This window comes from Nocardioides pyridinolyticus, assembly GCF_054653575.1.
In genome coordinates, this window is sequence record NZ_BAAIFY010000005.1 from 138,635 (window position 1) to 149,850 (window position 11,216).

Sequence of the window (11,216 nt, forward strand, 5' to 3'; positions counted from 1 at the left end):
GATGAGCCTCGCCGACCGGCTGGCGGCCGCGCGGGCGGACGCCGGACAGGAGTCCGTGGAGGCGACGCCGCTGACCCAGCGGATGTCGACCCTGGGCAAGCAGGACCGCATCGAGGAGGTCAAGGGCTCGGTGCACGCCGAGCTGCTCCAGGAGCTCGGGCCGAAGCTCTACGACGCCGACATGGACCACGATGAGCTCGCCGAGCGCGTGCACGCGGTGCTCGCCCAGGTCCTCGAGGCCCAGGAGAGGCCGCTCAGCCACAGTGACCGGGCCCAGGTGACCCAGGAGATCACCGACGACATCCTCGGCTACGGGCCGATCGAGCCGTTCCTGCGCGACCCCACCGTCTCCGAGGTCATGGTGAACGGCTCGCACCACATCTGGCTCGAGCGCAACGGCCGGTTGGAGCCGACGGCCGCGAGGTTCATCGACGAGTCACACCTGCGCCGCACCATCGACAAGATCGTGTCCCGGGTGGGACGGCGCATCGACGAGTCGAGCCCGATGGTCGACGCCCGGCTGCCGGACGGCAGCCGGGTCAACGCCGTCGTGCCTCCCCTGGCCGTCGACGGCTCGGCGCTGACCGTGCGCAAGTTCGCGCTGGACGCCCTCGGGCCCGACGACCTGGTCAGGAACGGCACGCTCTCCCCCGGCGCCCGCGAGTTCCTCGACGCCTGCGTCCGCGGCCGGCTGAACATCATCGTCTCGGGCAGCACCGGCGCCGGGAAGACCACGACGCTCAACGTGCTCTCGTCGTTCATCCCCGAGGACGAGCGGATCGTGACCATCGAGGACGCGGCCGAGCTCCAGCTCAAGCAGGAGCACGTGGTGCGGCTGGAGTCCCGGCCGCCGAACATCGAGGGCCGCGGCGAGATCTCGATCCGCGACCTGGTCCGCAACGCGCTCCGCATGCGCCCCGACCGGATCGTCGTCGGGGAGGTCCGCGACGCCTCCGCGCTCGACATGCTCCAGGCGATGAGCACCGGCCACGACGGCTCGATCTGCACCGTCCACTCCAACGGGCCGCGCGACACGCTCTCCCGGATCGAGACGATGGTGCTGATGGCCGGGATGGACCTGCCGGTGCGGGCGATCCGCGAGCAGATGGCGTCCGCGATCGACCTGGTCGTGCACCAGACCCGCTTCAAGGACGGATCGCGCCGGATCACCCACATCACCGAGGTCGAGCGGATGGAGGGTGACGTCGTCACGCTCCAGGACGTCTTCGTGCTCGACCAGCGTGGCGGCACGCTCGTGCCGTCGGGGCTCCGCCCGAAGCTGCTGGAGAAGCTCGCGTACGCCGACGTCGAGGTCGACCCGGCGACGTTCGCCACGGGGAGCCGCTGGTGAGCCCGCTCCTCGTCGTGGGCGCCGCGGCCGTCGGCCTCGGTGTCCTCGCCGTGCTGGTGCTGCTCGCCACCGCGTCCGGCCCGCGCGACCTCTCGCCCGCGGAGCGGGTCACGACCTACACCGGCCCCGCGGCCGCCATCGCCGCGACAGCCACCCACCGGCCCGGCGCGGTCACGCAGGCGACCGGAGCGGCCGAGCAGGTGCTCGGCAGCAACCGGGGGCTCGAGCGCCGGATCCAGCACCGGCTGGACGGCGCCGGCAGCCGCTTCACCCCGGCCGAGTGGCTGCTCGTGCACGTCGGGATCTTCGTGGTCGCCGCGCTGGTCGGGCTCCTCCTCGGAGGGGGCAGCATCGCGCTCGTCCTCGTGGCGGCGGTCCTCGGAGCGGTCGCGCCGTGGGCCTGGCTCGGCGTCCGTGCCGGGCGCCGACGCACGGCGTTCACCGCCACGATCCCCGACACGCTCCAGCTGATGTCCGGCTCACTGTCCGCGGGCCTCTCGCTCGCCCAGGCGGCGGAGGCGGTGACCCGGGAGGGCTCGGAGCCGGTCGCCGGCGAGTTCCGGCGAGCGCTGGTCGAGACGCGGCTCGGCGCACCCCTGGAGGACGCGCTGGAGGGCGTGGCCGAGCGCTTCGAGAGCGAGGACCTGCACTGGACCGTGATGGCGATCCGGATCCAGCGCGAGGTGGGCGGCAACCTCTCCGAGCTGCTCGACACCGTCGCCGCGACCATGCGCGAGCGTGAGTACGTCCGCCGCCAGGTGTCGGCACTGTCGGCCGAGGGACGGCTCTCCGCCTGGGTGCTCGGCGCCCTGCCGCCGCTGTTCCTCGTCTACCTGCTCACCGCGAACCGCGACTACGTCATGCCGCTGTTCGCGGAGCCGCGCGGGCTCGTCCTGCTCGTCGGCGGCGCGCTCTGGCTCGCCGTCGGCGCGTTCTGGATGAGCCGCCTGGTCAAGGTGGAGGTCTGATGGCCCTCCTGCTGGGTGCGGTCCTCGTCGCCGTCGCGGTCGGCCTGCTGGCGCTCGCGCTGCGCGAGGAGCCGGACACGCGCGGTGTCGCCCGTTCGCTCGCGCTCGTCGAGGCCTCGTCGTCGGCGCCCGAGCAGCTCCTGGAGCAGGCGCAACCGCCGTTCCGCGAGCGCGTGCTCGATCCCGCCCTGGAGTGGTGTCGCGGGCTCGGTCGGCGGCTGGCCGGACACGACGCCCCCGACCGGATCCGGCACCGGCTCGACCTCGCCGGCAACCCCGCCGGGTGGACGGTGGACCGCGTCCTCGCCTGGACCGTCCTGGGCGCCCTCGCGGGGGTGGGGGCCGGCGCGCTCGTCGGCCTGCTCCTCGGTGCGTCACTGCCCGTCCTGCTGCTCCTGGCCGTCGGTGGAACCGCGCTCGGCTACTACGCGCCCGGCCTGGTCCTCTACCAGCGCGCCTACGACCGCGCCGAGCAGGTCGGCCGCGACCTCCCCGACGCCATCGACCTGCTCACGATCAGCGTCGAGGCCGGGCTGGGCTTCGACGCCGCCGTCCAGCAGGTCGCCCAGCACACCGAGGGCCCGCTCGCCGACGAGCTCGGCCGGGTGATCCGCGAGATGCAGCTCGGGGCCGGCCGCAGCAGCGCCCTGCGCGGCCTGGCCGACCGGTCGAACGTGCCCGAGCTCCGCGCGTTCGTCGGCGCCATGGTGCAGGCCGACCAGCTCGGCATCCCGATCGCCCAGGTGCTGCGGGTCCAGTCCTCGGAGATCCGGGTCAAGCGCCGGCAGCGGGCCGAGGAGCAGGCCCAGAAGGTGCCGGTGAAGATGACCGTGCCGCTGATCTTCTGCATCCTGCCCTGCCTGTTCGTCGTGGTTCTCGGCCCGGCCGCCCTCACGATCATGGACACCTTCTGATGGCCCGCCGGCACTGGCACTCGATCCGGCTCGCGGCCGCCACCCGGATCCTGGCGCTGCTGGCCCTGCTTCCGCTCGCCCTCTGGACCCAGGATCGTGCCGCCACGGCCGCTCTGCTGCTGATCGGGGCCGTCTGGGCACTCGGCGAGGGAGCCGACCTCCAAGGACTCCCGTCCTGGACCGTCACCGTCGTCGAGCCGCTCGCGGTCGGCGTCGTGTGCGGCGTGACCCTGCACACGTCGACCGCGGTCCTCGGGGCGCTTCTCGTCGGTCCGTTCACCGCCGGCCTCCGGCGCGCGCTCCCCGGTGCGGTGAGAGCGTTCTCGGTCGGCCTCGGCGCGACCCTGGTGACGGCCTGGCTGACCGGCGGCTTCCTCAGCGGCGCCGAGGCGCGCGTGATCGTGAGCATCTCGGTCGCCGGGCTCGGGCTCGGGTGCATCGCCACCTTCCTCCGCTCGGCGCTGCGCCGCACGCCCGACCCGCTGGCGCCCTACCACGACGCACAGGCGCTGATCCGCCAGCTGATCGACGTGTCCGACGACCTGACCTCGGGCCTGGACCCGGCGGCGCTCGGCGTCGGCCTGCTCGACGCCGTGCGCGACGAGCTGCCGGTGACCGCGCTGACGCTCTACGTCCCGGGCGGACGCGACATCACGCCGCTGGTCGGGCCGGGACCGTCCTACGAGCAGGCCCACGCGAGCTGGCTGACCCGCGAGCCGGTGGTGTCGGACTCCCGGTTCGCGTTCCCGCTGCTGTGGGGCGACATGGTGGTCGGGGTCGTGTCCGGCCGTCTCTCCGATCGCATCGACGCAGGCAGCATCGACCTGCACCGCCGGGTCCGCGAGCTGACCGAGCGCCTCAGGCCCGAGATCGTCCGCCTCGACACCGCGCTGCTCTTCGCCACCCTGCGCCACCGGGCCAGCACGGTCGAGCGGCGCCGGCTGGCCCGCGAGATGCACGACGGGCTGGCCCAGGACATCGCCTCGATCGGCTACCTCGTCGACGCGCTCGCCGCCACCCCGACCACCCCCGCCCAGGCGGCGAAGGTCGAGGCGGTGCGCCGGCGGATCAGCACGGTCGTGGCGGAGGTACGCCGCTCGGTCGTCACGCTGCGGACCGGCGTCGGCGAGGCCCCGAGCCTCGGTGCCGCACTCGCCGACGTCGCGCGATCGTTGACCGAGACCTCGGGCGTCCTCGTCAACGTGGCCCTCGAGGAGCGCGAGACCCGGCTGCGGCCCGAGGTCGAGTCGGAGCTGTTCCGGATCGCGCAGCAGGCGATGACCAACGCCGCGTGCCACGCCGACGCAGGAACCATCGACGTCCACTGCCGGGTCCGTCCCCCGCACGCGGTGATCACCGTGAGCGACGACGGCTGCGGGCTGCGGCCCGCTCGACCCGACAGCCAGGGCCTCGACATCATGCGCGAGCGGGCCGCCCTGATCGGCGCTCGCCTCGACATCGAGCCGCGGCGGCCGCACGGCACCACCGTGACGGTCGGGCTCGATCCGCTCCCTGCCGCCCAGGCACCGCCCAGTCCGGAGACCGCCACCGCATGACCACCACCGTGCTGCTCGTGGACGACCACGAGCTGATCCGCAACGGCCTCGCGGCCGTGCTCGACCTCGAGCCCGACCTCGACGTCGTCGGCACCGCCGACGGCGTCGGCACCGCCCTCGCGGCGGTCGACGAGCTCCGCCCCGACGTCGTGATCGCCGACCTCCAGCTGCCCGACGGGACCGGTCTCGACATCGTCCGCAGCATCCGACGCACCGACGACCGGATCGGGCTGGTCGTGCTGACGATGCACTCCGGTGACGAGCAGATCCTGGCCGCGATGGAGGCCGGCGCCTCCGGCTTCGTCGGCAAGGACGCCCCCGCCCAGGAGGTCGTGCGCACCGCACGCCACGCCGCGGTGTCCCCACGGTCGTTCGTCGGCAGCGGGCTAGCCCAGGCCGTCGTCCGCCGCGCACGTGCCGGCCAGGGGCGGCTCTCCGACCGCGAGCACGACGTCCTCCTCCTGCTGGCCGACGGCCTCGGGACGGCCGCGATCGCGGACAAGCTGTTCATGAGCGAGTCGACCGCGAAGTCCCACATCGGGCACATCTACCAGAAGCTCGGCGCGGCCAACCGCGCCCAGGCACTGGTCACCGCGATGCGCACCGGGCTGCTCAGCTCGGTCCGCCCGCAGGCCTGATCCCGCCCCGTCCGCGGGTCCCCCCGGACCCGTGGTACCGCCGTGCCGGTCATCGTGCCCGATCGAGCATCGCTCCCTAGTCATAACTGACTAGCGAGACGGGTATGTACGGCCGGTTTGGTCAGGCCGCCTGGGCGGCACTATCTCCTCGTGGGGTGAGGGCCCCATGTAGGTGGGAGGGAGAGAAGAACCCCATGCTCGATTTCTTCAAGAACCTGGTCGCGATGCGTCGGGACCGCAACGAGGCCGGTGCCTCGGCCGTGGAGTACGGCCTGCTGATCGGCGGCATCGCTGCCCTGATCGTGGTCCTCGTGTTCGCGCTGGGAAGCAACATCACCAACCTGTTCGAGGACACGTGCACGAAGATCAGCGCCGGCAGCGCGACGGACACCGCGAACTCGACCTGCTGAGGCCACCAGTGGCCACGGACCCGAATCCCCCGGGGTCCGTGGCCACTGGTCATTTCCGGGTCATTCCTTCGCCAGCTGACGGGCGATCGCGATCCGCGTCAGGCTGCTCGGGTGTGATCCGAACCAGAGCTGCGACGGCGCGGGCGGCGTGGGGTCGGCGAGCGAGCGGATGACGAGCTGGCGCTGCACGGCCTCGAACGCTCCCGGGTCGGCCGTGACCTCCAGGGCGTCGACGTCGGCGCGGGTCTCGATCTGGCGGCTGATGCCGTTCTGGACCGGCGCCGCCAGCAGCGAACCGATCGCCACCAGCGCGAGGACGAGCGGCACGACCTCCGGATCGCGCATCCGGGTGCTCCGCGAGAGCCCGACCAGCAGCGCCAGCAGCCCGACCCCGAAGACCGCCCCCGCAGCGCCGAGCAGCGAGCCGGTCAGCACGTCGTCGTGCCGGGCGTGGGCGAGCTCGTGGGCGACCACCGACAGCGTCTGGTCCTGCGGCACGTCGTCGACGAGGTTGTCGTAGAGCACGACCCGCCGGGTGCCGCCGAAGCCGGAGACGTAGGCGTTCAGCGTGGTCGTGCGGCGCGACGCGTCGGCGACGAGCACGTCGTCGACCGGGACGCCCTCCCGGTCGGCGAGCTCGAGCACCGCCGAGCGCAGCTCCCCGTCGGGCAGGGAGTGGAAGTCGTTGAACAGCGGCTCGACGACGACCGGGTAGACGAACGACCCGGCCAGCACGAGCACGCCGAGCACGCCGCCCGCGACCGCGGGCCAGGCCCGGGGCCAGCGCCGCGCGCAGCCGACGAGGACGACGAGCAGCAGCGAGGTGGCCACCAGCGTGACGCCGTAGCTCGTCGCGACGTCGGCGGCGAACGCGGCCCAGGCCTGCGTGCTCAGCCCGTTCTCGAGCGCGTGCCGGCGCAGCATCACCGAGAACGGCAGCGTCGCGAGCCGGCCGACCAGCTCGACGGCGGCGACCGCGAGCACCGCCCGCACCCACCACCGGCCGGGCAGCCGCCCGACCAGCCGCCGGCCCCAGCGGCTGAAGCCCAGCACGCACGCGACCACCAGCGACACCGCAAGGGCGCTCCAGCTCCACAGCCGGGCGAAGCGGGCGTAGTCCTCGCCCCGGGCGATCTCCGCGGGCGTGAAGACCGAAGACGCGCGCGCGGGGTCCGGCGTGCCGCCCGGCACGGGGCTCCAGGGCACCAGCCACAGGGCAAGCACGACGAACGCGACTCCCCCGACCGCCATCGTCGTGAGTGCGACCCGGCGGTCGACAGGTGGGGCGCTCACCCGGCCAAGTCTCGCAGGAGGTCCCGCCACTGCTCGGTGAGGTCCCGGACCGACAGCCCGAACTCCGACGCCAGCGCCCGGGCCACCGGGGTGCCGTCGCTCACGGCGTCGTAGAACCGCACCAGCCGGTCCTCGCCGCCGTCCTCTGCGAGCAGCCGGGCCGCGAGCCAGGCGCTCTCGTACGTCGCGCCGAGGTCGGCCGTGCGGGTGCCGAACTCGGCCTCCCCCGGCAGCGCCCCCGGCGGGCCGTCGCGGCGCACCTCGGCGATGATCTGGGACGCGGAGCGCTCGAGGGGGAGCCCCACGTCCCGCAGGGCGACGTAGTCGGCGAACCCCTCGAGCAGCCACAGGGGCACGCTGCTGGTGAAGGCGTCCGTGGCGACGTGGGTCGCCTCGTGGCTCATCACGACCTGCGCCCCGGTGTCCGCGAGCCCGCGGTACACGTCGGGGTTCACGAAGACGTGCACGGGCGAGTCGGGCCCGAGCTGCCCGTCGACCGAGGTCGTCACGGCGGCGATCTGGTCGTAGGTGCCCGCGTCCGCGTCGAGCACCCGGTCGAGGTCCTCGACCGAGGCCGGCACCTCCACGACCAGGCCGTCCTTCCACGCGGGCAGCACCGCGCGCACGACGGGGACCGCGGCGTCCGCTCGGTCGGCGTACGCGTCGGCCTCGGCGTCGCTGCCGTCGACCAGCACCAGGCTGTCCGCCGACCGGCGCACCTCCAGCGGGCCGGAGAGCCAGAGCGGGGACACCCGGTCGCCCCCGCCGAAGCCCGTGATCGCGACGCGGTCGTCCTCGTCCGCGAGGCCCACGGTCACCTCGGCGTACGCCGGGGCGGGATCGAAGCCGCCGAACCGCCAGGTGGCGTCGGCGAAGCCGTCGGTGCCCTCGGCGTCGACGAAGCGCAGCGTGAAGTCCTCGACCCCGGCGGCCTCGGCGTTCGCGACGACGCCCGCGAGCCGGTCGGCCGCATCGTCGTCACCGGCGGGCGCGAGGGCCCGGGCCGCCTCCTCGTCGCCGTCGGCGACGGCCTCCTCGAGATCCTGGAGCGCCGCCGCCGCGAGCGACGGCGGGATCTCGGTGCTGGTGGGAGCGGGCGGGGCCGGCGCGACGTACGGGTCGTCGTCGACGACCGCCCACGCGACCAGCCCGACCGCCACGAGCAGGCACAGCGAAAGACCGGCCACCCACCAGAGGGGGCGACCGGTCTTCGCGCGGCTGGTCTCGGTCAAGGTCAGCCTGGGCGGACCGCTCCGGAGTACGGCATCGAGGACACGCTCGAGACGGCGACGCCGGTGCCGGGGTTCGCGGCGTGGACGATCATGCCGTTGCCGATGTAGATGCCGACGTGGCTGATCGGGCTGTAGTAGAAGACCAGGTCGCCCGGCTGGAGGTCGCCCATCGCGATGTGCGGACCGGAGCCGTACTGGGCGCTGGAGGAGTGCGGGAGGCCGACGCCGGCCTGGGCCCAGGCCATCATCGTGAGGCCGGAGCAGTCGAACGCGTCCGGGCCGGCGGCCCCGTAGACGTAGGCGTCGCCGACCTGCGCCAGCGCGTACTGGACCGCAGCGGCGGCCCGCCCGGAGACCGGGACGTCGGACGGGAGGCGGACGGTGCCGCGCGAGAGCATCTCCTCGCGCTCCTCCTCCTTGAGCCGGTCGAGGAGCGCCTCGGCCTCGGCGAGGTTGTCGTCGACGACCTTCTTCTCGGCGGCGAGCTTCTCCTCGATCTCGGCGACCTGGGCCGCGCGCTTCGCGGTGGCGTCGCTGCGGATGTCGAGGGACTTCAGCTCGGTGGCGTAGTCCTCGAAGAGCTGGTCCTGCATGTCGTGGAAGGCCGACATCGTCGACAGCGTCGACAGGAACCTCTGGGGGTCGTCGGAGATGACGACCTGGCCGACCGCGTCCATGGTCTGGCCCTCGTACTGGCGCACCACCGCGTCCTGGACCTGCTCGCGGACGGCGTCGAGACGCTCGCCCTGGCGACCCTGGTCGGCCTCGAGGAGGTTGAGGTCGCGCTGCAGCGAGACCAGCTCCAGCTTGGCGTCGTTGTAGCGCTCCTGGGCCTGCTCGGCCTCGTGGTAGAGCTTGTCCACGCGGGCCTGGACGTCATCGATGTCCGGCTCGGCGTTGGCGGTCGAGGGCAGGAAGCCCACGGTGGCGATCATGGCCCCCACGGACAGCAGGGTGATGAGTCGCTTGCGGCCGTTCAGCACGGGTGGCGCTCTCCTCGTTACGTCGTACGCCTACCGGGTGAGCTGACGGGTTCGGGCACGACATTTGCCCTACCTCCGACCTGCGGAGGATTCACCCCGGTGGTGACCCCGTCGTGGCGGCCACCGGTTGGTTCCCCGGCTCCGGGACCGGCGGGCCGGCCCTGGACTCAGCGCGGTGGCCGTGTGGACCCGAGTGATCCACGGTCACGGCCACCTGAGTGCCACACGTTAACGGGGGCCGGAGGGCCTCGCCAAACTTTCAACCGATGTCGTGGCGAGTTTCTCCGCAGGTTGTGCGTTCGCTGTCACACGAGTCACATGAGTCACAGGAGAACCAGCCTCAGGCGGACTCCACGTGCGGGCCGTCGACGGGCTGGACCAGCCGCAGCGGCGGCACCAGCCCGCCCTGGGCGAGGACGTCGAGCGCGCGGGCGCCGTCGTCGTCGAGGCTGAGCTCGGGAGGTGGGCCCAGCAGCACCGTCACCACGCAGTCGTGGCAGTGGAGACCCCGCACCGTGCAGGTGTCACAGTCGATTCTCGTCGTCATGGCGACCACGGTGCCAGCGACCACCGACACTGGGCCGGTCGGCCCACGCGCTCAGCGGGTCAGCAGGTCCAGGAGGGCCTCGGGCGGCACCACGCGGGCCCCGTCGCGGGTCACGTCGCGGGCGACCGCCTGGTCGGCGGTGACGACCACGACCACCCGGCCCTCGGGCTCGACGGCCACGAGGTCGCGGATCACGTCGTCGGCGATCACGCCGCGGGGACTGAACAGCACCCGGACGCCGCGGGGCGCGTTGACCGGCGGACGATGGTCGGTGTCGGCGGCGTCGAAGACGACGGTGGTCTCGGCGCCGGTCCGGGCGACCAGCGGCGCCAGCGAGCCCATCAGCCGGATGCGCTGGGCCTCCAGCGGCGAGGTGGGCCACGCGGCCTTGCTGACGTTGTAGCCGTCGACGAGCAGCCGGGCACGCGGCATCGCGAGGTACTGCTCCAGCGCCGCCTGGCTCGGCACCCGCTGCCCGGCCGCGGCCACGTCGGCCTCGACGCGGTCGCCGGGCGCGCCGGTCACCTGCGGCAGCGCGAGCTCGCGGCGCAGGCCGCTGGCGGCGTCGATGACGGTCTCCAGCAGGATCCGGGCGCGCAGCGTCGCCTCGTCGCGCTCGCTGCGGGCCTCGCGGCGGCCCTCGCGGACCTGACCCTCGAGCTGCTCGACCTGGCCGCGCAGGCGCTTGTTCTCCCGCTCCAGCGCGGCGGTGCGCTCGCCGGCCGTGCGCTCGGCGGCCGCGGCCTCCTCGACGGCGGCCCGGGCCTCCTTCTCGGCGGTCCGGGTCTCGCCGAGCTTGCGCCGCAACTGGGCGTTCTCGGCCTTGACCTCGTCCAGCTGCGCCTTGTGCGCGGCCCGCAGCTCCCGCACCGACTGCTCGGCGTCGGCCAGGCGCGCCCGCAGCCGCTCCAGCTCGCGGTCCGACCGGTCCACGGCCGGCTCGGCCCGCTCGCCGACGCGGCGCACGGCGTCGGCGAAGCCCGCCTCCCAGTCCTCGGGCCGGGTCAGCCAGCCGAACGCGGCCGCGACGGCGGGGTCGGTCGTGTCGGGCGCGGGACGGGCCGCGACCTGGATGCCGACGCGCTCGCGCAGCTCCTCGTCGGACAGCGCCTCGGCGATGGCGGTCGCGCCGAGGCGGGCCCGCCGTGAGGGGGCGAACCCGGCCACTCGGCGTACGGCGGGCGGCAGCCGGGGTACGTCGGGCAGCACGTCGGCCGCGAGGCCGACGATGCGGGAGCGGACCGGCTCGGGGAGCTCGGCCAGGCCGGGGATGAAGGGAGCCATGCCGCCTCCTCTCTGCCGCTCGGTCGAGGCGCGCTGCCCG

General features: G+C 73.7%; 11 protein-coding genes and 1 riboswitch. Of the genes, 6 read left to right on the forward strand and 5 right to left on the reverse strand.

What is annotated here, in order from left to right:
• Position 1: 1 nt before the first annotated feature.
• The 6 genes from ACYQ0U_RS06560 to ACYQ0U_RS06585 all read left to right on the forward strand — a co-directional run bounded on the left by ACYQ0U_RS06560 (position 2) and on the right by ACYQ0U_RS06585 (position 5,837).
• Positions 2–1,351, forward strand: a complete 1,350-nt coding sequence (locus ACYQ0U_RS06560) for a TadA family conjugal transfer-associated ATPase (RefSeq protein ID WP_459970757.1) — start codon at positions 2–4, stop codon at positions 1,349–1,351.
• Positions 1,348–2,319 carry a type II secretion system F family protein gene (locus tag ACYQ0U_RS06565; protein WP_459970759.1) on the forward strand — a complete coding sequence of 324 codons (972 nt, stop codon included), beginning with the start codon at positions 1,348–1,350 and terminating at the stop codon, positions 2,317–2,319. The genes ACYQ0U_RS06560 and ACYQ0U_RS06565 overlap by 4 nt, the downstream gene beginning before the upstream one ends.
• Complete coding sequence (locus tag ACYQ0U_RS06570; RefSeq protein WP_459970762.1) at positions 2,319–3,233, forward strand: type II secretion system F family protein; 915 nt, start codon at positions 2,319–2,321, stop codon at positions 3,231–3,233. The genes ACYQ0U_RS06565 and ACYQ0U_RS06570 overlap by 1 nt, the downstream gene beginning before the upstream one ends.
• On the forward strand, positions 3,233–4,789 hold the full coding sequence (locus tag ACYQ0U_RS06575) for a sensor histidine kinase (protein WP_459970764.1): 1,557 nt from the start codon (positions 3,233–3,235) through the stop codon (positions 4,787–4,789). Before ACYQ0U_RS06570 ends, ACYQ0U_RS06575 begins: the two co-directional genes overlap by 1 nt.
• Positions 4,786–5,427: a response regulator transcription factor gene (locus ACYQ0U_RS06580; RefSeq protein WP_459970766.1), complete on the forward strand. Its 642-nt coding sequence runs from the start codon at positions 4,786–4,788 to the stop codon at positions 5,425–5,427. Before ACYQ0U_RS06575 ends, ACYQ0U_RS06580 begins: the two co-directional genes overlap by 4 nt.
• 194 nt (positions 5,428–5,621) lie before the next feature.
• Positions 5,622–5,837 (forward strand): Flp family type IVb pilin, encoded by a 216-nt coding sequence (locus ACYQ0U_RS06585; protein ID WP_459970768.1) that lies wholly within the window; start codon positions 5,622–5,624, stop codon positions 5,835–5,837.
• A gap of 60 nt (positions 5,838–5,897) precedes the next feature.
• Here the strand turns inward: ACYQ0U_RS06585 and ACYQ0U_RS06590 are convergent, their stop codons facing one another.
• The 5 genes from ACYQ0U_RS06590 to ACYQ0U_RS06610 all read right to left on the reverse strand — a co-directional run bounded on the left by ACYQ0U_RS06590 (position 5,898) and on the right by ACYQ0U_RS06610 (position 11,176).
• Entirely contained in the window at positions 5,898–7,130 is a 1,233-nt protein-coding gene (locus ACYQ0U_RS06590; RefSeq protein WP_459970770.1) for a M48 family metalloprotease, read from the reverse strand.
• A complete protein-coding gene (locus ACYQ0U_RS06595) occupies positions 7,127–8,362 on the reverse strand; it encodes a gluzincin family metallopeptidase (RefSeq protein ID WP_459970772.1) in 1,236 nt (411 codons plus the stop codon). Before ACYQ0U_RS06595 ends, ACYQ0U_RS06590 begins: the two co-directional genes overlap by 4 nt.
• Before the next feature lie 2 nt (positions 8,363–8,364).
• Positions 8,365–9,345 carry a C40 family peptidase gene (locus ACYQ0U_RS06600; RefSeq protein WP_459970774.1) on the reverse strand — a complete coding sequence of 327 codons (981 nt, stop codon included), beginning with the start codon at positions 9,343–9,345 and terminating at the stop codon, positions 8,365–8,367.
• Between the two features lie 11 nt (positions 9,346–9,356).
• A riboswitch (cyclic di-AMP (ydaO/yuaA leader) is annotated at positions 9,357–9,508 on the reverse strand.
• 177 nt (positions 9,509–9,685) lie between these two features.
• On the reverse strand, positions 9,686–9,892 hold the full coding sequence (locus tag ACYQ0U_RS06605) for a hypothetical protein (protein WP_459970776.1): 207 nt from the start codon (positions 9,890–9,892) through the stop codon (positions 9,686–9,688).
• Between the two features lie 51 nt (positions 9,893–9,943).
• On the reverse strand, positions 9,944–11,176 hold the full coding sequence (locus ACYQ0U_RS06610; protein WP_459970778.1) for an NYN domain-containing protein: 1,233 nt from the start codon (positions 11,174–11,176) through the stop codon (positions 9,944–9,946).
• Positions 11,177–11,216 lie beyond the last annotated feature (40 nt).

Coding starts and splice junctions, on each gene's coding strand:
- ACYQ0U_RS06560 (WP_459970757.1), top strand. CDS start 2: ATGAGCCTCGCCGACCGGCTGGCGGCCGCGCGGGCGGACGCCGGACAG.
- ACYQ0U_RS06570 (WP_459970762.1), top strand. CDS start 2,319: ATGGCCCTCCTGCTGGGTGCGGTCCTCGTCGCCGTCGCGGTCGGCCTG.
- ACYQ0U_RS06575 (WP_459970764.1), top strand. CDS start 3,233: ATGGCCCGCCGGCACTGGCACTCGATCCGGCTCGCGGCCGCCACCCGG.
- ACYQ0U_RS06580 (WP_459970766.1), top strand. CDS start 4,786: ATGACCACCACCGTGCTGCTCGTGGACGACCACGAGCTGATCCGCAAC.
- ACYQ0U_RS06585 (WP_459970768.1), top strand. CDS start 5,622: ATGCTCGATTTCTTCAAGAACCTGGTCGCGATGCGTCGGGACCGCAAC.
- ACYQ0U_RS06605 (WP_459970776.1), bottom strand. CDS start 9,892: ATGACGACGAGAATCGACTGTGACACCTGCACGGTGCGGGGTCTCCAC.
- ACYQ0U_RS06610 (WP_459970778.1), bottom strand. CDS start 11,176: ATGGCTCCCTTCATCCCCGGCCTGGCCGAGCTCCCCGAGCCGGTCCGC.